Annotated in this window: 20 protein-coding genes; 8 read left to right on the forward strand and 12 right to left on the reverse strand. The window is 71.1% G+C overall.

Annotated features, from left to right (window positions below; all coding sequences use genetic code 11):
- Positions 1 to 24: 24 nt before the first annotated feature.
- The 3 genes from CP982_RS01985 to CP982_RS01995 form a co-directional block, all read right to left on the reverse strand.
- Positions 25 to 1728, reverse strand: coding sequence for an amidohydrolase (locus tag CP982_RS01985; RefSeq protein ID WP_212669171.1), 1704 nt, complete (start codon positions 1726 to 1728; stop codon positions 25 to 27).
- 483 nt (positions 1729 to 2211) lie between these two features.
- Positions 2212 to 2544 carry a histone-like nucleoid-structuring protein Lsr2 gene (locus CP982_RS01990; RefSeq protein WP_144000814.1) on the reverse strand — a complete coding sequence of 111 codons (333 nt, stop codon included), beginning with the start codon at positions 2542 to 2544 and terminating at the stop codon, positions 2212 to 2214.
- A gap of 484 nt (positions 2545 to 3028) precedes the next feature.
- A complete protein-coding gene (locus CP982_RS01995; RefSeq protein WP_150508847.1) occupies positions 3029 to 3793 on the reverse strand; it encodes an NAD(P)-binding domain-containing protein in 765 nt (254 codons plus the stop codon).
- Between the two features lie 453 nt (positions 3794 to 4246).
- Between CP982_RS01995 and CP982_RS02005 the strand changes: the two genes are divergently transcribed.
- On the forward strand, positions 4247 to 4606 hold the full coding sequence (locus CP982_RS02005) for a peptidase inhibitor family I36 protein (RefSeq protein ID WP_245004345.1): 360 nt from the start codon (positions 4247 to 4249) through the stop codon (positions 4604 to 4606).
- 215 nt (positions 4607 to 4821) lie between these two features.
- Here CP982_RS02005 and CP982_RS02015 read toward each other — a convergent pair whose 3' ends face one another.
- The gene (locus CP982_RS02015) at positions 4822 to 5562 is read right to left on the reverse strand and encodes a class I SAM-dependent methyltransferase (RefSeq protein ID WP_150508848.1); all 741 of its coding nucleotides are present in this window, start codon (positions 5560 to 5562) and stop codon (positions 4822 to 4824) included.
- 228 nt (positions 5563 to 5790) lie between these two features.
- Here CP982_RS02015 and CP982_RS02020 point away from each other — a divergent pair, with 228 nt between their 5' ends.
- On the forward strand, positions 5791 to 6243 hold the full coding sequence (locus CP982_RS02020) for a DUF6082 family protein (RefSeq protein ID WP_150508849.1): 453 nt from the start codon (positions 5791 to 5793) through the stop codon (positions 6241 to 6243).
- Positions 6244 to 6414: 171 nt separating this feature from the next.
- Positions 6415 to 6588 carry a hypothetical protein gene (locus CP982_RS41475; RefSeq protein ID WP_170316323.1) on the forward strand — a complete coding sequence of 58 codons (174 nt, stop codon included), beginning with the start codon at positions 6415 to 6417 and terminating at the stop codon, positions 6586 to 6588.
- A gap of 58 nt (positions 6589 to 6646) precedes the next feature.
- On the opposite strand, the gene CP982_RS02025 is transcribed toward CP982_RS41475, so the two are convergent.
- Positions 6647 to 8173 (reverse strand): helix-turn-helix domain-containing protein, encoded by a 1527-nt coding sequence (locus tag CP982_RS02025; protein WP_150508850.1) that lies wholly within the window; start codon positions 8171 to 8173, stop codon positions 6647 to 6649.
- Positions 8170 to 8862 carry a DNA-binding protein gene (locus CP982_RS02030; RefSeq protein WP_150508851.1) on the reverse strand — a complete coding sequence of 231 codons (693 nt, stop codon included), beginning with the start codon at positions 8860 to 8862 and terminating at the stop codon, positions 8170 to 8172. The genes CP982_RS02025 and CP982_RS02030 overlap by 4 nt, the downstream gene beginning before the upstream one ends.
- An 81-nt stretch (positions 8863 to 8943) precedes the next feature.
- Between CP982_RS02030 and CP982_RS02035 the strand changes: the two genes are divergently transcribed.
- Complete coding sequence (locus tag CP982_RS02035) at positions 8944 to 9483, forward strand: putative immunity protein (protein WP_170316324.1); 540 nt, start codon at positions 8944 to 8946, stop codon at positions 9481 to 9483.
- A 140-nt stretch (positions 9484 to 9623) separates the two neighbouring features.
- Positions 9624 to 10994, forward strand: a complete 1371-nt coding sequence (locus CP982_RS02040; protein ID WP_150508852.1) for a hypothetical protein — start codon at positions 9624 to 9626, stop codon at positions 10992 to 10994.
- On the opposite strand, the gene CP982_RS02045 is transcribed toward CP982_RS02040, so the two are convergent.
- From CP982_RS02045 to CP982_RS02055, 3 genes are all read right to left on the reverse strand, one after another.
- Positions 10907 to 12514 (reverse strand): alpha/beta hydrolase, encoded by a 1608-nt coding sequence (locus CP982_RS02045; protein WP_150508853.1) that lies wholly within the window; start codon positions 12512 to 12514, stop codon positions 10907 to 10909. The genes CP982_RS02040 and CP982_RS02045 overlap by 88 nt on opposite strands.
- A 123-nt stretch (positions 12515 to 12637) precedes the next feature.
- Positions 12638 to 12850 (reverse strand): DUF4287 domain-containing protein, encoded by a 213-nt coding sequence (locus CP982_RS02050; protein WP_150508854.1) that lies wholly within the window; start codon positions 12848 to 12850, stop codon positions 12638 to 12640.
- Between the two features lie 52 nt (positions 12851 to 12902).
- Positions 12903 to 13562, reverse strand: coding sequence for a DUF998 domain-containing protein (locus tag CP982_RS02055; protein WP_150508855.1), 660 nt, complete (start codon positions 13560 to 13562; stop codon positions 12903 to 12905).
- Between the two features lie 137 nt (positions 13563 to 13699).
- Between CP982_RS02055 and CP982_RS02060 the strand changes: the two genes are divergently transcribed.
- Positions 13700 to 14320: a TetR/AcrR family transcriptional regulator gene (locus CP982_RS02060; RefSeq protein WP_150508856.1), complete on the forward strand. Its 621-nt coding sequence runs from the start codon at positions 13700 to 13702 to the stop codon at positions 14318 to 14320.
- A 32-nt stretch (positions 14321 to 14352) separates the two neighbouring features.
- Here the strand turns inward: CP982_RS02060 and CP982_RS02065 are convergent, their stop codons facing one another.
- Together CP982_RS02065 and CP982_RS02070 are read right to left on the reverse strand one after the other, a co-directional pair.
- Positions 14353 to 15252, reverse strand: a complete 900-nt coding sequence (locus CP982_RS02065) for a LysR family transcriptional regulator (RefSeq protein ID WP_150508857.1) — start codon at positions 15250 to 15252, stop codon at positions 14353 to 14355.
- A gap of 224 nt (positions 15253 to 15476) precedes the next feature.
- Complete coding sequence (locus CP982_RS02070; RefSeq protein ID WP_150508858.1) at positions 15477 to 18437, reverse strand: M14 family metallopeptidase; 2961 nt, start codon at positions 18435 to 18437, stop codon at positions 15477 to 15479.
- Between the two features lie 386 nt (positions 18438 to 18823).
- Between CP982_RS02070 and CP982_RS02075 the strand changes: the two genes are divergently transcribed.
- Positions 18824 to 19804: an NAD(P)-dependent alcohol dehydrogenase gene (locus CP982_RS02075; protein WP_150508859.1), complete on the forward strand. Its 981-nt coding sequence runs from the start codon at positions 18824 to 18826 to the stop codon at positions 19802 to 19804.
- 174 nt (positions 19805 to 19978) lie between these two features.
- On the forward strand, positions 19979 to 20716 hold the full coding sequence (locus tag CP982_RS02080) for a phosphotransferase family protein (protein WP_150508860.1): 738 nt from the start codon (positions 19979 to 19981) through the stop codon (positions 20714 to 20716).
- Between the two features lie 15 nt (positions 20717 to 20731).
- On the opposite strand, the gene CP982_RS02085 is transcribed toward CP982_RS02080, so the two are convergent.
- Positions 20732 to 20950: a hypothetical protein gene (locus tag CP982_RS02085; RefSeq protein WP_150508861.1), complete on the reverse strand. Its 219-nt coding sequence runs from the start codon at positions 20948 to 20950 to the stop codon at positions 20732 to 20734.
- Positions 20951 to 20970: the final 20 nt, after the last annotated feature.

A 20970-nucleotide genomic window follows, 5' to 3' on the forward strand; every position in this document is an offset into this window, starting at 1 on the left:
GGATGATCATGTGCCTGGAATACGTCAAACGCGCAGGGTGTCGTGCACGACCCGCCCGTCCACGACGGTGAGGACGACCGGCATCGCGGGGATGTCGTGGGGGTCGGCGGTGAGCAGATCCCCGTCGAGCACGCACAGGTCGGCGACCTTGCCCGGCTCCAGGGACCCCTTCCAGTCGTCGGCGAAGTCCTGCCAGGCCGCGTTGATCGTGTACGTACGGATCGCGTCGGCCAGGCCGATGCGCTGCTCGGGGCCGCTGACCCGGCCCGCGGCCTTCGATTCGCGCAGCACCATGGTGGCGACGCCCTGGCGCCAGTCCGGGTGCGTGACGGGGGCGTCCGACCCGCTCGCGACGCGCACACCGGCGTCGATGGCGTCGCGGTAGGGCCACGCGTAGGCGGCTCGCTCGGCGCCGACGAAGTCCTCCTCCATGTCGGCGACGGTCCACTTGATGGTGGGGTTCATGTTGACGCCGAAGTCGTGCGCGGCGAGCACCTTCATGCTGTGGGCGGTGAGGAAGTCGCCGTGGATGACGTAGTGGCGGGCGTCGGACCGAGGGTGTTCGGCCATGGCGGCGGCGAAGGCGTCCGCGACGGTGTCGCAGGCCCGGTCGCCGGTGACGTGGATGCCCAGCTGGTGCCCGGCGACGTGGGCGTGGCGGATGATGGCGTCGATCTCGGCGGTCCGCTCGGTGTCGGTGGCGCCGCTGACGCACAGGGAGCCGCAGCCGCCGCCGACGTAAGGCTCGTGCATCCAGGACGTCTTGTTCGGGACGACGCCGTCGGCGAAGACCTTGACTCCGTGGATCGCGAGGCGGCGCGGGTCGGCGTCGCCCACCTCGCCGATGGCGGTGAGGGTGCGGGCGAACTCCTCGGCGGTGCTCGCCATCCCGGTGGGCAGCAGCAGGACGCCGACGCGGGCGGTCAGTTCGCCGTCGGCCAGCAGCTGCCGGTAGACGTCGAGGGTCTGGGCGCCGAGCGCGCCGCGCATGATGCCGTCGCCGCCGGGGCCGAGCCCCGGTTCGGTGTAGCTGGTGATGCCGATCTCGGCGAGGGTGGCGAGGGTGGACCGGATCGCGTCGGTCCGCTCCTGGCGGCTGAGCGGCGGAAGGGCGTTCTGGATCAGGGCCTGGGCGCCCTCGTGGAGCAGCCCTGTCGGCTCTCCGTCCGCGCCCGTGACGATGGCTCCGCCGGGCGGGGCGACGGTGTCCCGGTCGATCCCGATGAGTTCGAGGGCCTTGGAGTTGACCCAGGTGGCGTGGCCGGAGAAGGAGTACAGGACGACGGGGTGGTCGGGGCTCACGGCGTCGAGGTCGTGCCGTGAGGGCGTCCGCGAGGGGGCGGCGACGCACTCGTCGAGGTAGCCGGGGTCCCAGCCGTGTCCGGTGATCCACTGCCCGGCGGGGGTGCGTCCGACGGCCTCTCGTACCGCTTCGGCGGCGTCCGCGAGGGAGGACACGGCGGGGTGGCCGAGGTCGAGGGAGAGCGGCGGCGTCGCCATGCCGAAGGCGCATCCGTGCAGATGGGAATCGTTGATTCCGGGAAGCAGCGTCGCCCCTCGCAGGTCGACGACGCGGGTGTCGGGTCCGATGAGCGGCGCGACGTCGTCCCGTCCGCCGACGGCGCTGATGACCCCGCCGGTCACTGCCAGGGCCGAGGCGATGGAGAACTCCGCATCGACCGTGACCACCTGGCCGTCGAGAAACACCAGGTCCGCATACGTGTCCACAGAGGGTCCTTTCGAGTACCGGGCGCGCTGCGAGCGCCCGCGAACGATCTCCTGAGGACTATGGCCGCGCCGCCGTCCCCCGCACATCGGTCATCCAACCGATACGCGCTCTCCCGCGCGGGAACGTCCGGTCGGACGGCGGGCCTGGGGTCGGGCGGGAGCTGCCGGAGTGCGGGGGTACGCGGCGCGGCGCGGCCGGATCGAAGCGGTCCGGGCTTGGGGCGGGGCGGCCGCTGCGCAGATCGAGGGCCTGCCCCTGGACGGAGCTCGCCGTACTGGATTCCGGCGGCCTTACGAGCTCAAGTGCGCTCCCGAGCGAGCGCGGCGGGCTCTTTGAGGTGTACGGCGGGGAGGCGTACGGCGGGACCGCTCGGGCCCCGGCCCGCTACGCGTGTCCAGGGCTCGCGCTCCCCCGTGCGCGGCGGCCGCACGGTGCGTGTTCACCGAGCGACCGGCCGATGCCCTCCGAGCGGCCGGCCTGTGTCAGGCGGCGGCCTTCTCATAGGCCTCGCGGATGTTCGCCGGGACGCGGCCGCGGTCGTTGACCTCGAAGCCGTTCTCCTTCGCCCAGGCGCGCATCTTGGCCGTGTCCTGGCCTGCGCTCTTGCCCTTGGCCACGGGCTGCTTCACGCCGCGGCCGCCACCGGTCTTGCGCCCGCCTTTCAGATACGGCTCCAGGAGACCGCGCAGCTTGTCGGCGTTCTTGGTGCTGAGGTCGATCTCATACACCTTGCCGTCCAGGCCGAACGTCACGGTCTCGTCGGCCGTCTTGCCGTCCAGGTCGTCAATCAGCTTGATTTCAACGCGCTGTGCCATGGTTGTGCCTTCCGTAAAGGGGTTCGCCGATGAGGGGTGGCCCGTCGGCCACCGAGCTTCTCGAGGTCGCTTATCCGCTGACGCTCACGCCGGTCGGCCGACGCGCTTGCCTGAGTTTCACACGGTGACGTACGGCGTGTTCGTCCGGATACAACTTCTCGACCCCCCAATCCATTTGGGGATCATCTCAGAGGAATGCGGATACCGCTAGCGGCAATCCTGATGAAGTGACCCCGAGATACTCCCAATCCCGGGACAACGCCGGTCCTGCGGAATCGCTCAGGCGTCCAGTCGTCAACAATCGCCGCCTTCCCGTGCGGGGAGACACGCCGATCAGTCGAGGTCCGCCGCGATACGCGGATCTCTCATTCATGGTGATCCCACATCTCGATCTCGCATCGCGATCTCACGCCGTGATCTCACGTCGCGATCTCACCGAACGTGCTTGTCCGATCGCTCGGCATCAAGGGCGCCGCCGACGTGGCTACCTGAGATGTGCGAGAAGTGCGTCGAGTGCCTTGGACAGGGCTTCGGCGTTACTGGTGTCGAACCACGTGGTGCGAATGCGCTCATTGCTTCCGTTCGGCGTCTCATGGTCGCCCGCGAGCTGGTGCAGTGACCGGTTCTCGTCGTGCAGCGCACGCCCGACGCCCTGGAAGAGGCTGCGGATGTACCGGTCCGCGTCCTCGGGAGGAATGCCTTGCCGGGAAGCCCAGTCGGCGAGTGTGGCCAGATACCAGTAATGGACGGTCAGGGTGCCCGTCAGCGTGGAGTAGACGTCGAATGCCGCTTCGTCCGCGACCGGCAGCACCCCGCCCAGGGCGTCGAAGAGGCTTTCCACGGCCGGGTGGGAAGGATGGGTGACGGTGACGGAGCGGCGTTCGCGGGCGGCGGGCAGGGGGATGGCGCGCACCATGGGGGCACCGGTGCCGAGGGTCCGGCGCAGCTCGCTGATGCTGACGCCCGCTATGACGCTGATGACGACCTTGCCGTCGCCGATCCGCAGTCCTGCGAGGGCCTCGGCGTGGCCATGGGGGCGGACGGCGAGGATCACGGTGTCGGCGCGGTCCGCCACCTCCTGGTTGTCGGCGCACACCCGCACGTTCGGGTACCGCTCGGCGAGTTCGGCGGCGGTACGGGCTCCGCGGGGCGAGAGGCAGATCTGCGGCGGCTTCTCGACTCCGTCGCTCAGCCCGGTCACGATGGCCCGGCCGATCTCGCCCACACCGATGATTCCGATACGGTCCACTGCATTCTCCTTGTCGCTCCGAGACGGTGGTGTCGTTCCTGCGGCGCGGGCGTTGTCGGCGCGCTCGACCGCCCCATCCCCACACCGGTCCGCGACGACTCAGCAGGTTTCGCCGCGGGCGGCCTGATCATGGACTCCACGGAGCACGGTGTCGAGGATTCGCCCGAACTCCGCCGCCGAACCGAAGCCGTCCGCAAGGGCGCGAAGTCCGCCGGCCGATATCCGTAACGCCTCCGCGGCCCCGCACGTCTGGGATGAGACATCCGAGCGGAATGAGGACGTCCGTCAGGAAACATCTCGAATGGGTCGGATATGAGCCGGACGAGGGCCGAATCGCTAGTAGTCGGCGGATCCCCTTGCCGTCCAGACTCCTCCATGGCGCCCTGGGACCGCATGGTGCGGGCAGGCGTCAGAGGAGGACCAGTGAATCGTCGTACGGGGTTCGCGCTGGCCATGACCACCGCCTTAGCCGGTGCCACACTCGCCCTCGCACCCACGGCGCAAGCCGACGCGACATCACCCGCCGGCTACGACAACTGCCCGGCGGGCTACATCTGTTTCTACTCCGAGAAGGACGGCAACGGGCAGAAGTGCCAGTGGTCCGCGAGTAACACCAACACCCGACCCATGTGTTCATGGATGAGGGACGGCACGAACACCCGCTCCGTCTACAACCGCACCAACAGCCGGTTCCACTACTACCACAACGCCAACTACGTGAACCGCATCGGCAGTACGACGGCCGGCAACCGGGGCAACCTCGCCGGGACCTACACGATCGGTTCACTCTGCGCCGGATCCTGCCCGGGCTGAGTCAGCCCAGTGGGCCGGTGACTCGCTGGGCCCAGCCGTTCACGTTCCTGCTCCCGGCGCGCCCTGCCGGGAGCAGGAACAACCGGCGCTCAGGAGAAGCCCAGCACCAGCCGACCCCGCAGGCCGCCCACTCCCAGGAGTCGATGGGCCCGGGCCGCCTCCTCGGCGAGCAGCACCTCGGCGACCCGCATGCCGAGCGCCGACTTCATTCCACTTCAGGCGCGGCAGCGCAGCATCTCCAGTGGCGGGTTGGCGTGGCAGTCCGCCCAGAAGTCCGACCCGAACTCGCGCACGCCTTCCTCCGACACCTCCAGCGGCACCCAGGTCACCTCGGTGAACCCGGCCGTCCGCAGGCAGTGTTCGTAGACCTCGCGGCGCGGGCAGGTGCCGACGAACGAGATCGGCGGGTCGAGCAACGCCGTGATCCGGACGCGTGGTCCGGTCTCGATCTCCTCGCCGGTCGGCTCGCAGAGGAAGCCGTACTTGGCCAAGGACGGCCCGTCGAAGCGGTAGTCGGGGTTCTGGGCGAAGACGTAGAAAGCGCCGCCGGGCTTCAGGTTCCGGTGCACGTTGCGGCACATCCGCTCCATGGCGGCGGTGTCTTCCGCGTAGTGGAGCAGCTGCACTCCCAGGGCGAGGTCGAAGCGCCGCTCCAGGGGGCGGAGTTCGGACACGTCGCCCACCTCGTAGCGCACCCCCAGTGGATCGCGCTCCTCGAACGCCCGCGCGACGGAGACCATTTCGCTGGAGATGTCGACGCCGAACACCTCCGTGGCACCGCGCCGCTTGACCTCCCTGCTGTAGAAGCCGGTACCGGACGCCAGGTCGAGCACCGACTTGCCGCGCACGTCCCCGACCATGCCCAGGAAGCTGGGCACCTCCCCGTACCGCGCCAGCGGCAGGGCCTTGAAGCCCTCGAACGCCTCACCGATCTCGTCGTACAGCTGCACGTTCATCGCGCCGCGCTCCCCTGCGTTTCGACATGCCCGCGGCCACAACTCCCGTCTCCGGGACGCACCCCGCGGCTTCCGCTTGGAAGTCTCTACGAATTCCAGCAGGCCACCGTATTGGCAGAAGCCACAAAGATCCGGACATCGCCCCGGGCTCCCGTACAGGGGTCGCCGGATGAGGGACAAGGCCGGCCCTGGCCCTTAGGGGACGTGCCGTCGGGGGAATGTCCCCGCATGGCTCTGATATCGCTGATCATCTCCGCTGCCGCGCTCGCCGGTGTGCTGGTGTCGCTGGTCTACCAGTCCCGTCAGACGAGGATCTCCCAGGACGGAAGTATCCGCGCCTCGCACCGCGAACTGCTGATGCTCAGCCTCAACGACCCTGCCCTGCGGGCATGTTGGGGCAGCCCGAGCAACGACCTGCCCGACGACCAAGCGCGCCAGGTCATGTTCGCCAACCTCATCGTCACCTGGTGGCAGACCCAGTACGTGCTCAAGGAACTCAGTGAGGCCGAGCTGGCGATCAGCCTGGGAACGTTCTTCAGAGGAGAAGTCGGCCGCACATATTGGAGCACGGTCCACCGGGGCTGGTGGCGCATAGCGGAGGCAACGCGCTCCAAGCGCAAGAAGCGCTTCGTGGCGATCGTCGACGAGCACTACCGGTTGGCGGTCGGTGGGAACGACTAGGGCGTTCGCCGCCCGTTCCGTGGCGCAGCCAGGGACCGGGCGACCGTTGACGCCCCCCACCAGACGGCCCTCTGCGCTGGCCTGGGCGGGGTGGATGTGGGCACATGGCAGAGAGGGCGCGGTTGAGCGCTGTCGTCTTCCCGTACGCATTCCCGTACGAAAGGACTGGTCATGAGCAAGCGTGAAGGTCGGGGCGAGGCCCGGCAGGACGAGGAGGCCAAGAAGGCCCTCGCGGAGAAGGAGCGAGCCGAGAAGGAGGCGGCCAGGGCCGCCGAGGCGGACGACGCCAAGGCCCCGCCCGGCCAGAACCCCGGCAGCCGCGAGACGCCCGGGCAGGCCCGGTAGTACGCATCGGTTGCGGCCGGGCCGGTGCGTGGCGCGGCACCCCTCGTCTCGTCCGGGGTCAGGGCGCGGCCGGGGCCGCGTCCTCGCCGAGGCTGTAGGTGTCCTTGACCTTCACCTGCGCCACGCCCCGGCCCTCGTCGAAGACGGCGCGCCAGTCGCCGATGACATGGAGTTCGTCGGTGCCCATCGCGCGGACCACCATCAGGCCCTCGTCGTAGGCCTTGTAGGTTTTCATCCAGAGGTTGGCGAAGGCCTGGGAGCGGATGAGGTGCATCCAGTCGGACCGGTACAGCTCGCGGTTGTAGTTCGACTCCCCCAGCGTCGAGACGAACTTGGAGTACATGGCCTTCACGTACTCCAGCGTCACCTCGTCGTCCTCAGTGATCGCCCGGTCCCGGGCGTCCTTCAGAGCGATGCGGAACTTCTCCAGAAGCCCCTCCGTGGCGCCGGAGGTGAACGACTCGTGGATCTCGGGCGGGTCGCACAGGCCGTACTTGGGCCCTGACAGGCGCAGCAGCAGGCGAAGGGTCGGTTCGGTCACCCACAAGGGGCCCGGCTCGTCGCGGTTGCCGAGCGGGTTGGGGAGTACGTGATCGTGGTCCCAGGCGGGCGGGGTGATCAGGTGGACTCCCGCCCGGCGCCGGTCGTGGAGGGTGCCCGTGGAGTGTTCGAGCTGGCCGATCGGCAAGTGGGTCTTGAGGGCGGACAGGTACGCGCCATTGATGTCGAGGGCGGTCACCTCGTGCTGCCCGGCGGGGAGTTCGGGGCGGGTCCACTTGGGGCGCGCCTCCCAGATGTGGTCCGCGCCGCGGGCGCTCTGCTTGCGCAGGATGTCCGGCATCCAGGGGTGGGCCACGATGTCGTAGCGGCCGCCGGTACGGGTGTGGTCCAGGAGGGCCATCGCGTCGGGGATGGCCCGCTTGATCAGGGCCGCGGTCGCCGCCTCGACGTCACCGCGGTGCTGCGCGAGGGTCTCGGCGACGGCCGTGCCGATCAGATCCGGGGAGTGGGCGGCGGACTGGGCGCGGCGGCCGACGGGGACGACCTTGACGCCTCGGCCGGGGCTGCGGACGGTGCGTGTCGCGGCGCCGGGGGCGTCGGCTGTTTCCGCCGGGCCGCCGGGGACGGCGGCCCCGGCTCCGCACTGGGCGGCGTCCAGGTGCTGCGGATAGCCCTCGACCTGGTCATGGGCGGGCTGACCGCACAGCACGCATGGCTGGGGCTCGGTGCCTTCGGTGTCGTCGGTGTCGTCGGTGTCGTCGACCGTCGCGGTCGACGGTGGCGAGGCAGGCGCGGCCTCCGCCTCCGCAGCCGGTTCGGCGTGTTCGGCGGTGCTCCGCCGGGCCTGGACCTTGTCCTCGGCCTGGCCCAGGAAGTACGCGTACTTTCCGCGGACCTCGCCGCTGGGGTCGCGGCCCGCCTCCCAGCCGCCGACCGTGGACGGGCTCACGGCGAGCGCGCGGGCCACCTGCGCACGGGACAGGCCCAGCGCCTCGCGCAGCGCGCGGCGTTGCTCGGCGGGCGGCAGCGGGGCGGGTTCGGCCGCCGAGGCGAGCAGCGCGTCGATCGCGTCGAAGTCGCTCATGCCATCTCTCCGTGGGGGTGCGGGGGTGCTTTGAGGTAGGCGATCGGGCCGCCCGACCTCGCCTCCTGGACCCGCGCGCCCAGCAGCGTACGGGTCAGGGCGGCCAGGGCGGGGTCACCGGTCAGGACGCGGTGGCTCTCGGGGTCGTCGAGTGCCGTGACGCGCCCGGCGACACTCGCTTCGAACGAGTGCCGTACGTCCCGCCCTCCGTGCCGGGTGCCGCCGCGGCCGCGGACGGCCAGGACCCCGGTCACCCAGCCGGCCACCGCCACGGCCAGGACTCCGGCGGCCGTGACCTTGTCCGGCTCGCACCGCCACCACTGGCGGGAGGCCTCGAGGAACTGCTCGTCCGTCAGGTGCGGGGCGTCGCCGATGAAGTCCCGCTCGTCGTCCACGTGCGGCGGCGGACCCGCGGGCCCGGTGCGCAGCACCGGCAGTTCCCCGCGGGTCACGCCGAGCTGCGGGGCGCGGGCCAGGGCGTGGACCCGGGCCGCCGCGAGGTCCGGGAGGAATCCGCTGGCCAGCAGCTTGCCGACCGTGTTCGGCGACAGGCGGAGCACGGAGGCGGCCTGGGGGCGGGTGAGGAATTCGCCGGCCAAGGCCTGGGGCGTCGTCAGGGCGACGGAGGGCAGCACGGCTTCGGCCTCCGGATCGAGTGTGGTGAAGCAAGGCACAGTGTATTGCTTCACTATGCTCACGGAGCGCGCCGCCCCGGCTGCACGATCACCCGCCGAACCGACCGCCCGACCGCCTCTGGCAGGATCTCCGTCGTGACGAACGCCTCCGGCGACTTCGAGTTGACCATGGATGAGCTGCGCGTCGTGGCGCGCTTCGCGGCGGAGAGCGCGCAGGACGTCCTCCCCGTGTACGAGGACGCCAACCCCGGCGACTCCCGGCCCCGCGCGGCCCTCGATGCCGCGTGGGAGTTCGCGAACGGCGCGCGCAGGACCAAGGCGCAGCGCGTCACCTCCCTGGACGCGCACCGCGCGGCGAAGGAGGCGGCCACCGAGGCCGCGTGTCTCGCCGCGCGTGCCGCCGGTGACGCGGCTGCCGCCGCGTACCTGCATCCGCTGGCGAAGGCCACACAGGTGGGCCACATCCTGCGGGCTGCCGCGTGTGCCGCGCGCGTCGCCGAGTTGAAGGCGGGCGACGATCCCGCCGTGGGCCTCCAGCAGATCGAGCTGGCGGAGCGGCGTGCGACACCGGTTCTGGTCGACGTGCTCGGCCGCTACCCTCTCGCGCCGGTCGGCAAGAGCCGTGTCGCGCAGCTCATGAGCCTTCTGGACGCCTCCCTGCGCGCCGCCCGCTGAGCGGGCTCGGCGGCCGTACCCCGAAGGGGCGCGGGGCTGCGCTCATATGCGGCTGCGCCGCGCGGGCGCTCGACGGCATGGTGCGTACCGCGCAGGGGGACGATGGGCCCCGCCGGAGTCGGCCGAGGCGGGGGGCGCGCGTGACAGCTGACGAGCCTCGGGGCGCGCCGAGTACGTACGAGCGTGAGGGCTCGCGGCTCGACCTGCTGCGCTGGCGCGGGCACGAGGCGCGCGAGGCGGGCTGGACGGACCTCGCGATCCCGGCGTACCGGACGGCCGCGGACGCGGGTGACGTCGACGCGCTGCGGTGGGCGGTTCATCTACTGGAGGCCGAGGAGCGCGTCGCGGAGGCAGTCGCGTGGCTGGAGCGGCGCGCCGAGGGCGGTGACGTGCGCTCCTGGTGGCTGGCGGCCGGAGTCCTGGTCAGGGCGGGGCACGCGGAGGCGGCTGTGCCCTTCTTCACCCGGGCCGGGGAGGCCGGTGGGCCGAAGGCGTTCCTCGCTGCCGGGGACCATCTGCGCCGGGCAGGCTGCGCCGACGCGGCCGCCGCCCTGTTCCGGCGCGGCGCGGACCGAGCGGAGTCCCCCACCGATCTCCTCGCCGCGGCTCGCGCACGCGTCGACGTCAGTCATGTCGAGGCGGGTGTCGCCGTCGCCGGGCCCTTGGCCGAGGACGGGGACGTCGAGCGCCTCCGCCAGTTCGTCTGGCACCTGTCGGGCAAGGGGCATCGGGAACACTGCATCCGGCTGCTGCGGCGGGGTGTGGCGCGGGGCGCGTCACCGCTGCGCCCGCACCTCGTCGAGCTGCTGTTCCGCGACGGGCGTGAGGACGAGGCGTACGCCTGCGGTCTCGAAGGCCTGGCCGGGAACGACGTCGAATCCGGGTGTCGGCTGCTGCGGGAACTCGTCGACCGCGGCCGGATCGATGCCGCGCTCGACGTCTGCCGGCTGCCGCCGCTGCGGGACGACCCGAGGCCCGTGGCCGTGATCGCCCGGCAGCTCTCGGCGCGCTCGTCCTGGACGGCCGTCGTCATGGAACGCCTCGCGGAGGAAGAGGAAGCAGGCCCGGTGCCCGCCCTGCGGCTCGCGGCGGCCGCTCGGGCCGCGCAGGGTGACCACGTCAAGGCTTCGGCACTGTACCGGCAGGCGGCGGAGGCCGGGGACGACGAGGCCCTGGAACCATCGCCGCGCCGCGTCAGAATGGAGTTCAACGTAGGTGCCGCAAGCACTTCGCCCTCTTCCTGCCCCGTGCGTCACACCGCTGCCGCCGCGTCCAGTATGCGCGGGCGCACCGGACGGCGGGGAGGAACCGCCGGACGCCCCTCTCATCCGGAGCGCGGGGTCGCGGGTCGCGGATCGCGGGTCGCGGACGAGAGGGGCGTCAAGTCGCCTGTCAGGCGCGCCGCGAGGCGTGCCCGTCGTGGCTACTTGCAGACGGTGCCGTCGGCCGGAGCCTTGCCGTTGATCAGGAACGTGTCGATCGCCTTGGTGGCGCAGCGGTTGTCGCCGTAGGTGCCGTGGCCCTCGCCGTCGACGGTCAGGTTGACGCCCACGCCCTTGCCGAGCTGGCGTGCCATGCGCCGGGCGCCCTCGACGGGAGTGGCCGGGTCGCCGGTGTTGCCGACGACCACGATCGGGGCGGCGCCGGGCGCGGACACCTCGGGCTTGTCCGCCGTGCCGCGCACCGGCCACTGCGAACAGCCGAGCAGGCCCTCCACCATGGACGGGCCGAAGACCGGCGAGGCCTTCTCGAAGGCGGGCCGCTCGGCGTCCACGTCGGCCCGGCTGTGGCGGCTGCGGGTGTCGGCGCAGGTGATCGCGCCGTTCGCGGCGTGCATGTTGCTGTAACGGCCCTTGTCGTCACGGCCGTTGTAGAGGTCGGCGATCATCAGCAGGCTGGTGCCGGTACCGTCGTCCCCCATCACCTCGGCCAGGCTCGGCGCCAGGATGTCCCAGCCCTCCTCGCCCTCGTACAGGGTGGCCCCGATGGCGGTCAGGGCGAGGTCCTTGGTGAGCTTGCGGTCGCTTTCGGTGGGCGCGGGCTTCTTGTCGAGCTCGGCCAGCATGGCGTTGATGCGCCGGTTGCCCTCGGCGGCGGTCTTGCCGGTGGGGCAGTTCTCGGCGTACTCCTCGGCGCAGTAGGCCATGGCGGACTCCAGGGCCTTCTGGAAGGCCTTGGCCTGGGCGAGGCCCGACCGCACCGGGTCCCGGGTCGGGTCGACGACGGCGTCGAAGACGGTACGGCCGACGTTCTTGGGGAACAGGTGCGCGTAGACGCCGCCGAGTTCGGTGCCGTACGAGATGCCGAAGTAGTTCAGCTTCTTGTCGCCGAGCACCTGGCGCATCAGGTCCATGTCGCGCGCGGTGGTGGCGGTGCCGACGTGCGGGAGCACCTTGGCGGAGTTCTTCACGCAGGCCCGCGTGTGCCGCTTGATGTCCTTGAGCGCGTCCCCGCTGCCCGGGTCTGTGTCCAGGGTCTTGTCGTCCAGGCACTTGACGGTCGTGGTGTTGCCGACGCCGCGCGGGTCGAAGCTGACCAGGTCGTAGGAGGCGTTGAGCTTGGTGTAGTCCTCGGCGGCCTGCGGGAGGGTGGCGACGCCGGAGGCACCCGGGCCGCCGAAGTTGTAGACGAGGGAGCCGATGCGCCGGTCGGCGTCGGTGGCCTTCTTGCGGATGAGGGCCACGCCGACGGTCTCGCCCTTGGGCTTGGCGTAGTCGAGGGGCGCCTTCATGGTGGCGCACTCCCAGCCCTTGCCGGGCGCCTTGGCGGTGCCCTGGGCGGCGGACGGCGCGGGGCAGGAACTCCAGGACAGGCGCTGGCCGGAGAGGGCCGCGGGCAGCGCGGACTTCCCCTCACCGGTTCCCCCGACGGCTCCCCCGGTGGCTCCCCCGGCGGACGGGGTGGCGGTGGCCGTCCGCTCACCCTTGTCCGCGTCGTCGGACCCGCCGCCGCAGCCGGCGAGGGCGGGGATCGCGAACAGCGAGGCGGCGGCCAGCACCGCGGTGCGACCCGGACGTATGGGGTGGGGCATGCTCTGACTCCTACCGATATCGGTCATGTGAGAGTAAATGGTGAGTAAAGTCGGCTGTACTTTACCCAGCGGCTCGACACGACCTTCCCCCCACCCCGTCACGGCGGCGTCACCGGCCACGGCCTACTTGCCGCCGCCTTCCGCGAGCGTGTGGGCGACGAGGGCGTTCGCGTGTCCGTGGCCGAGTCCGTGCTCGGTCTTGAGCCAGGTGACGAGCTCCATGTGCTTGGTGAGGGGCGAGGTGCGGATGAGGTCCTGCCAGTCCGCGATCGGGCGGCCGTACTTCTTCTCGATGGAGGGGAAGTAGCTCGCCGGGCCCTTGGGCGTCTGGTTCATTGCGGTGTCCTGTCTCTGGTTGGTGAGTGTGAATCGTGTGGCGGGCGGGCGGCTACGCCTTGAGCAGGCGCGCGGTGACTGCGGCAAGTCCCAGCAGCCCCAGGCCCGCACCGATGGTGAAGGCCGCGACGGTGGCGGAGGAGCCCGCGAAGCCGGCGAGGACGGCGAAGGGGACGAGGCGGCTGCCGACGGCCCACCCCCGATGCCCGCCCGCGGCGAAGTGACGGGCCAGAACGAAGAAGGCCGCGCACAGGGCGAGATGGCCCACCATGCCGCTGAGCATGTGCAGGGTGCCGTGCCAGCTCATCGAGGTGGTGCGGGCGTCGGGGGCTCCGGCAGGAAATCCGGCGCCCGGGTCGGCGGCGAAGACCGCCGAGAGCAGGAACGACGCACCGAAGACGGCGATCAGCCGGGGCGCCCACACCCCGCCGGGCTCGCCGCGCAGCGCGCGGCGCATACCGACGGCACCGACGACGAGCAGCGCCCCGGTCAGCGAGAAGCTGGTCACCTGGATCCAGCCGGTGCCGCCGAGGCTCAGCTGACTGATCGCGTTGCGGGTGAAGTCGAAGCCGTCGCGCGAGAGCCCCTGGATCAGACCCGCGCCCAGGAACAGCGGACCCGCCACCACCCCTCCGGCCAGGAGGATGCGGGCCGGCACCGAGGTGGCGGCGGCAGGAGCGGCGGCGAGCGGAGCCTCGATCGTGTGCGTCATGGCGCGATCCCCCGACTGGAACTAGACGGTTCAGTACTCGTTGCGGTGCGAGCGCTACAGTAGCCAGACCAGAACTAGACTGTCCAGTACTGACGAGACTCGGCCTCACGGGGCTCGGACTGAAGACGGGAGTCGGGATGGAAGCGAACGAGCAGAGCCGGTCGGCCCGCAAGCGCGGGGCGATCATGGACGCCGCGACGCGGGTGTTCGTGGAGAAGGGCTATGCGGGCACGAGCATGGACGACATCGCGAAGCTGGCGGCCGTGTCCAAGCAGACGGTCTACAAGCACTTCGCCGACAAGGAGAAGCTGTTCGCCGAGATCGTCATGGCCACCACCGACCGGACCGACGCCATGATCGACCTGGTGGCCGACATCCCGGCCGACGCCGACCGGCTCGAAGAGAACCTCACCCGGCTCGCCCGGCAGTTCCTGACCGCCCTGACCCAGCCCCAGGTGCTTCAGCTGCGGCGGCTGATCATCGCCAACTCCGACACCTTTCCCGAGCTCGGCGCCGCCTGGTACGAGCAGGGCTTCGAGCGCGTCCTCGCCACCCTCGCCACCACCTTCCAGCACCTGGCCGACGAGGGGCTGCTCCGGATCGACGACCCGCACCTCGCCGCCCACCACTTCTCCGGGCTCCTGCTCTGGATCCCCGTGAACAAAGCCATGTTCCACGGCGGCCCGCGGCACACCCAGGACGAGCTCGACCGCTACGCCACCGCGGGCGTCACCGCCTTCCTCGGCGCCTACCGCTGAGGGGGCGCACTCCCCGTTGCCCCTTCCGGCCGTCAGGACACCGGCGAGAAGAACGTGGACTTGTGCCACGTCTCCTGTCGCAGGAGGTCAAGGAGGGTCATCTCCGCCGGACCCGCGCCGGGGCGGACCGCGGCGAAGACGGGCTGGGACACGACCGGGGACACCGGGCGCGCGAGGTGCTCGTGGCCGGGCGGTACCGCGGAGGCGGGGACGAGCGTCACCCCGAGCCCGTGCGCGGCCCAGCGCACGGCCGTCGCCGTCTGGGAGACGCGGGCGACCGTGGTCGGGGCCAGGTCGTTGTCCCGCAGCACCTCCCGCAGCACGCCGTCGAGCGCGCTGTTGTGGTCGAACCTCACCCACGGCTCCCGCTGAAGGTCCCGCAGTTCGACCCGGTCCGCGGCCAGCCGCGGGTGCCCGGCGGCCAGGACCACGACGAACTCCTCGTCGCCGAGGTGGTGGCCGTCGTACAGGCCCTCTTCGCACCGCCCGGCCATCAGGGCGAGGTCCAGCACGCCTCCGCGCGCGAGGCGCTCAAGGTCGGCGGGGTTCGGTTCCTCGAAGACGGTGATCTCAAGGCGCGGGAAGCGCAGGCGCAGCGCGCTCAGCGCGCCCGGCAGCTGCCGCGTGCCCAGGCCCATCTGCGCCGCGACCGCCAGCTCCCCCACCAGCTCGTCGGCACCGGACCGCGCCGTCGCCCGCGCCCGCCGTGCCGCGCTCACCGCGACCTCCGCGTCGCGCAGGAACGCGCGGCCGACCACGGTGGGCACGAGGCCGGACGGCGTGCGGGTGAACAGCGTCACGCCGAGCTCCCGTTCCAGGCCCCGGATCTGCTGGGACACCGACGGTTGAGCCACACGCAGCAGCTCCGCCGCCGCCGTCACCGAGCCCTCCTCGGCAACGGCCAAGGCGTACTCGAACTGACGAAGGCTCATCGGCTCCCGTCCCCTCACTGCGGTGGGCCGCGGCCCACCGCGTCGTCATCGGCGTCGTCGTACTAGTAGACGTACTAGTAAGTGACCTTGTTCTTCCGTTATTTCCTCCGGATTTCCGCCAGGAACGGGACGCGGTCCATCCGCGCACGACGCAGTCGGCCTCCGGGACCGCAGCGGGTCCCGGAGGCCGATGTCATGCGACGAGCTGTGCGTCGCCTAGTCGCCTAGTCGCGCAGGTGTTTCAGGGCGGCTCGCATGAGGGCGGCCCTGTCGGTGGCTTCGGTGACGTGCTCGAACCCGAAGCCGAGCAGGACGCTGTCGCGTGCGGTGACCGCCGCGTAGGGCCGGTAGAGCTCGCCGGTGCGGGTCCAGTCGCCGGTGATGTTGGCGCTGCCGGCCGGCGGCGGGGCGACGGACCAGGTGCCGAGCGAGGTCTCGAATCCCTCGGTCTCGGTCGCGGTGCCGCCGACGACGAGTTGGGCGTTGTCGGCGAAGAGGCCGCGGCCGCCGTCGGAGGGGTCGGTGACCGAGCTGAGGGAGACCTCGACCTTCTTGCCCGCGTAGGCGCTGAGGTCGAAGGAGACCTGCTTCCAGCCGCCGGACGAGCCCGTGAAGCTGTTCCAGTTGCCGCTGCTGCCGCTGGCCGTGCAGCTGGAGGCGCCGCGGGTGAGGTAGTGGCGCAGGAACGGGTGGGCGGTGATGAAGAAGCCCGCCGTGCACTGGGTGGGCACGGCGGTGGACGAGGCGCCGTTGCGGTCCGCGAGGGTGGTCCAGTCGTCGGCGCCGGGGGTGTGGGCTTCGAGGAGGCCGTGGTCGTAGCCGGACTCCAGGTTCCAGTTCAGGGCCAGGCGCAGCTCCGGCTGGTCGGCGGCCGTGACGCCGGTGAGGTCGATGGTGCGGGTCAGGCGCTTGTAGTCCCGGTCGGCGTGGGTCGCGGACGCCATACCCTGGCCCGCGTACGGGGCGTACGGGTTGGTCAGGCCGGGATAGTTCCCCGCTGCCGCGCTCTTGAACTGCGGGAACTGCTGCGCGGGCAGGCTGTCGGAGGTGACGGTGAAGCGGCCCGCCTTGTCCAGCGGGTTGCCGTCGGCGGCCGCGACCGGGCCTTCGGCTCCGGCGAGGGCGCCGCTGCCGGTGAACCGCTGGGCTCCGGTCGCGGGCAGGCGTTCGTAGGCACCGAGGTAGTACTGTGCGAAGTCGTCGGTGAGCGCGTCACCGAGGTCGACGTTGCCGCCCGCGCGCTCGCCGGACTCGACCAGCTTGCCGCCCTCGTTGAGGTAGGCGCGCAGGGCGAGCTGGGTGGGTGCGCCGGGCACCGGGTCGCCGGTGTAGTGCACGACCGTGCGGAAGTGCGACAGGACGCCCAGCGGGTGCGGGGTGCCCTGCTTGGCGACGTCCCAGACGGCGGCCGTGCGGCCGCTCGCCTTGACGGCGTCGACGTACTTCTGGGTCTGCGCGGCGCTCGCGCCCTCCTCGGCGACGACGAGGGTGTTCGCCTTGGGCCGTTCGGCGACGGTGTAGGTGAAGTGCTCGCTGTTCGTACGGCCCTTCTTGGTGCGGCCGCTGAACCACACCTCGACCTCGTCCCCCACGTCCGCGCCCTCGACCTCGGCGCGGTACTGGTCGAAGTACAGGTTGTCCTCGCCGCCGAAGGTCTCGCCGCCCTTCCACCGCGAGAGCTCCTCGCGCTGTGTGCGGCCGCCGTCTACGCGGTAGCGCAGCTCCTTGTCGCGTACCGACTTGCGGGCGGTGACGGCTACTTCCTGGTCGCCGTGGCGCGCGTAGGAGGTGGTGAAGGAGTCGGGGGTGAAGTCGGGGGCCTCGGCCCCGGTGACGGAGACCGGCCGGTCCGGGTGCAGCGCGGTCTCGGCGACGGCGAGCGCGAAGGGCACGTTCTTCGCGAACTCCTGCTGGATCAGCTTCTCGTCGTCGGGGAAGGTGAAGACGGACGCGCAGTCCTGGGGCCTCCAGGCGTCGTTGGGGTCGATGCCCGACGCGGTCTGGCAGGTCGACATCTCCGGGGTGAACATCGCGATGCCGTTGACGTTGCCGCCGTGCCCGTCGGCCTCGCCGTTGGTGGTGTACAGCTCGGAGGAGACCTGCGGGTGATAGCCGGGCACCGCGGGCTTCTCCGGGGTGCCCGCCAGGGCCTTGTACAGCACGTCGTCGGGCGTGGGGGTCGCCACCTGCCAGCCCACTCCGTAGAGGATCAGTTCGGCGGCCGAGTGGTAGTTGATCCCGTACTTGAAGCCGATGCGCTTCTGGAAGCGGTCGATCGCCTTCGTCTCGGGCTCGGACATCGGACCAGTGCCCCGGTAGGTCTCCGAGGACGCGTTCGGCGACGAACCCTCGTTGTCGTAGCCCCACTTGTAGGCGAAGTTGCGGTTGAGGTCGACGCCGTCACCAGCGGCTGTCTTGCCGTCGCCGTCGACGTCGCGCAGGTTCTTGCGCCACTGGCGTTCGCCGTCGGCGGCGTGCGTGAAGTCGTAGCCGTCGGGGTTGGCGGAGAGCACGAACCACAGCTCGGTGGAGTTCACGAGCTTGGTGACGCGCCGGTCCTTGCCGTAGTTGTCGAGGTAGTGGTGCATCAGGCGGCGGGTCATCTCGGGGGTGATCCACTCGCGCGCGTGCTGGTTGGACATGTACAGCGTGGCGGGCTTGGAGCCGTCCTTGGACTTCGCCGCGCCCTTGGAGAGCTTGAGCGCGAGGATGTCCTTGCCCTGGAGGGTCTTGCCGATGGAGACGACCTTGGTGAGGCCGGGGTGGGCCTGCGCGGTCTTGACGATCTCCTCCTGGAGGCCGCCCTTGCCGCTGTAGGGCCGGTAGACGCCGTCACCCGCGGCCGCGAGCCGCTTCTCGGTGGCTTCGGAGATCTTGTGCTCTTCGAGGTCGACGCCCTGGCGTTCGATCGTCTTCGCCTGGGCCTCGGTCAGGTAGAGCTCGACGCGGCCGGTGCCGCGCTCGGGCACCTGCGCGGCGAGTTCGTGCGCGTCCTGGCCCACCTTGAGCACGATCGGAATCTGCTTCTTGGTGACCTCGGCCTGGTAGACCTTCACGGCTGCCGCGTCGTCGTCGGCCGTCGCCCCGGCCGGGCCGCTCGCCTGGGCGTGCGGCGCGGCGGCCAGGCCGCCGACGAGCAGGGCACCGGCGGCCAGGATCGATCTCGCACGGGTTCTTCGTCTCATGAGCCCCCCTTGCAGTTGTCCGGCACGTTTGTGCGCGAACGCCAGGCTCGTCATGCTCCATGATCATGTCAATGGGTGGGTGGCCGGTTCCTGCACTGACCGATGCGCGCTTCCGGTGGCGTTATGAACTCCTGTGCATGTACGGGCAGTTGGCGACTCGTGGGGCCACCGCGACAGCGGCGGACTCCGGGCCGCTCGCTTCCCCCCGGCCTAGGCAGGGGCACCGGTTCGCGGGATGCTTGGGGAGCCGTGACGCGGGCGCCTCCGAGGAGGGGCTGGAGGGGCGCGACCGTGCCTCGCCCGCGCTGCGGCGTCGTTCCCTGCGCGTGCACCGCCGCCGATCCGCCAGGGCCCGTACGGGCTCACTTCGACGGAGGGAAACCACCGTGAAGGCCATCGTGCAGGACGTCTACGGCTCCGCCGACACGCTGCGCGTACGGGACATCGACCGCCCCTCCCCCGCCGAAGGCGAAGTGCTGGTACGCGTGCACGCCGCCGGCGTCGGCCCCGACGTGCGCCATGTGATGACCGGGCTGCCCTTGATGGTCCGCCCCGTCTTCGGACTGCGCAGGCCCAGGAATCCCGTACGGGGGTGGGACGGTGCCGGACGCGTCGAAGCGGTCGGCCCGAAGGTGGCGGGCTTCGAGCCCGGCGACGCCGTCTACGGGCACCTCGACGGCTCCTTCGCCGAGTACGCGCTCGCCAAGCCCGAGCGGATCGCCCCGAAGCCCAAGAATGTCACCTTCCGGCAGGCAGCCGCCGTCCCGGTCTCCGGCGTCACCGCCCTCCAGGCCCTGCACACCAAGGCGGGTCTGCGGGCGGGCCAGAAGGTCCTGGTCATCGGCGCGTCCGGCGGCGTGGGCAGCTACGCCGTCCAACTCGGCGTCGCCCACGGCGCGGAGGTCGCCGGTGTCTGCGGGGGCCGCGCGGCCAAGTACGTGCGCTCTCTGGGCGCCACGACCGTCCTCGACTACACCTGCCAGGAGATCACCGAAAGGCACCGCCGCTACGACGTCATCCTCGACGCCGCGGGCAATCGCCCTCTGCCCCTGCTGCGCCGCGCCCTCACCCCGACCGGCACCCTCGTCCGCATCGGCGGCGAAGGCGGAAACCGTTGGCTCGGCGACACCGGCACCCAGCTGCGGATGGCCCTGCTGACCCGCTTCGCACGACACGACCTCCTCGGTCTGTGGGCCGTCGTGCGCCGCGCGGACCTGCTGACCCTCACGGCCCTGATCGAAAGCGGCGACATCACTCCGGTCGTCGACAGCACCTATCCCCTTCCTCAGGCCCCGGACGCCATCCGCCATCTGGAAAGGGGCCATCCGCGGGGCAAGGTGGTCCTGGTGGTGGTGCCCGAGGCGTGAGGTCGCCGGGCGGCGCTGCGGGGGTCGTGTGCGTGCGCGACGGGGCCTGCGGGACGTCTGCCGGGACGGCGGACGGGACGCCTTCCGGACGGCGACGGCGGGGCGCGGGCAGCTACGCGACCGCCCGCGAAAAACCCGGCGACGTCGAAGGTCACCATCAGGATACTGGTCGCCATGGATGAGGTCGAGGTCGTGGTCGCCCATTCCGAGCGCGCGACCCTGCGCGTCGGCGACGTGTTCCTGAAGGTAGACGCGGATCCGGCGCGCCTCGACATCGAGGTCGAGGCGATGGCCCTGGCGCCGGTTCCGACCCCGGCGGTCCTGTGGCGCAAGCCGTCCGTGCTCGCGATCGCCGCGGTCCCGGGGGCGGTGCTCGGCCGCCTCGGCGAGCCGTCGACCGCGTCGCCGACGGCGTGGGCCACGGCGGGTGCCGCCATCCGGAAGTTGCACGAGGCACCGCTGCCGCCTCGGCCCGGCCGGAGCATCGACGACTTGGCCGCCGAACTCGACGGCGAATGCGAGTGGCTCGTGACGAACGGCGTCCTGCCCGCCGAACTGGTCACCCGCAACCGCCAGATCGCCGAGGCCGCACTCCGGCCGTGGACTCCGGTGTTCACGCACGGCGACCTGCAGATCGCCCACGTGTTCACCGACGGCGACGAGATCACCGGCATTATCGACTGGTCCGAGGCGAGCCAGGGTGACGCCCTCTTCGACCTCGCCACCTTGACGCTCGGGCACGAGGAGCACCTCGGCGACGTCGTCGCAGGCTATGGCGTCGACGTCGACCTCGATGTGATCCGCGCGTGGTGGTCGCTGCGAAGCCTGCTGGCGATTCGCTGGCTGGCCGAGCACGGCTTCGATCCGTCCGCGCCGGGCTGTGAGGTCGACGTGTTGAGATCCCGGATGTGAGGCCGGAATCCACCATCAACGCTCCCGCACCGACCGGGCCGAGGCCGCGAGCCCCGCGGCCACCTGAGGCGTCGAGGTCACGACGCTGACGCCCTGGCTGCTGGCGATGAGGCTCCATTTCTCGCCGAAGAAGAGGGAGCCCGAACTCCCGACATGGATTCCGTGGACGATGACCGCGCTTCGGTCGGAGTTGTAGGTGAAGAACGGAGCGCCGGAGGTACAGGCTGCGACCACCGACCGCCCAGCTCAGTGTC

This window comes from Streptomyces spectabilis, assembly GCF_008704795.1.
In the GTDB taxonomy this organism is placed as follows: Bacteria; Actinomycetota; Actinomycetes; order Streptomycetales; family Streptomycetaceae; genus Streptomyces; species Streptomyces spectabilis.

Bases quoted from the DNA above. Each gene is read 5' to 3' on its own strand.
- CP982_RS02020 (WP_150508849.1), top strand. From the start codon at position 5,791: ATGGCTCTGATATCGCTGATCATCTCCGCTGCCGCGCTCGCCGGTGTG.
- CP982_RS02015 (WP_150508848.1), bottom strand. From the start codon at position 5,562: ATGAACGTGCAGCTGTACGACGAGATCGGTGAGGCGTTCGAGGGCTTC.
- CP982_RS02065 (WP_150508857.1), bottom strand. From the start codon at position 15,252: ATGAGCCTTCGTCAGTTCGAGTACGCCTTGGCCGTTGCCGAGGAGGGC.
- CP982_RS02025 (WP_150508850.1), bottom strand. From the start codon at position 8,173: ATGAGCGACTTCGACGCGATCGACGCGCTGCTCGCCTCGGCGGCCGAA.
- CP982_RS01990 (WP_144000814.1), bottom strand. From the start codon at position 2,544: ATGGCACAGCGCGTTGAAATCAAGCTGATTGACGACCTGGACGGCAAG.
- CP982_RS02060 (WP_150508856.1), top strand. From the start codon at position 13,700: ATGGAAGCGAACGAGCAGAGCCGGTCGGCCCGCAAGCGCGGGGCGATC.
- CP982_RS02050 (WP_150508854.1), bottom strand. From the start codon at position 12,850: ATGAACCAGACGCCCAAGGGCCCGGCGAGCTACTTCCCCTCCATCGAG.
- CP982_RS41475 (WP_170316323.1), top strand. From the start codon at position 6,415: ATGAGCAAGCGTGAAGGTCGGGGCGAGGCCCGGCAGGACGAGGAGGCC.
- CP982_RS02070 (WP_150508858.1), bottom strand. From the start codon at position 18,437: ATGAGACGAAGAACCCGTGCGAGATCGATCCTGGCCGCCGGTGCCCTG.
- CP982_RS02080 (WP_150508860.1), top strand. From the start codon at position 19,979: ATGGATGAGGTCGAGGTCGTGGTCGCCCATTCCGAGCGCGCGACCCTG.
- CP982_RS02045 (WP_150508853.1), bottom strand. From the start codon at position 12,514: ATGCCCCACCCCATACGTCCGGGTCGCACCGCGGTGCTGGCCGCCGCC.
- CP982_RS02005 (WP_245004345.1), top strand. From the start codon at position 4,247: ATGACCACCGCCTTAGCCGGTGCCACACTCGCCCTCGCACCCACGGCG.
- CP982_RS02055 (WP_150508855.1), bottom strand. From the start codon at position 13,562: ATGACGCACACGATCGAGGCTCCGCTCGCCGCCGCTCCTGCCGCCGCC.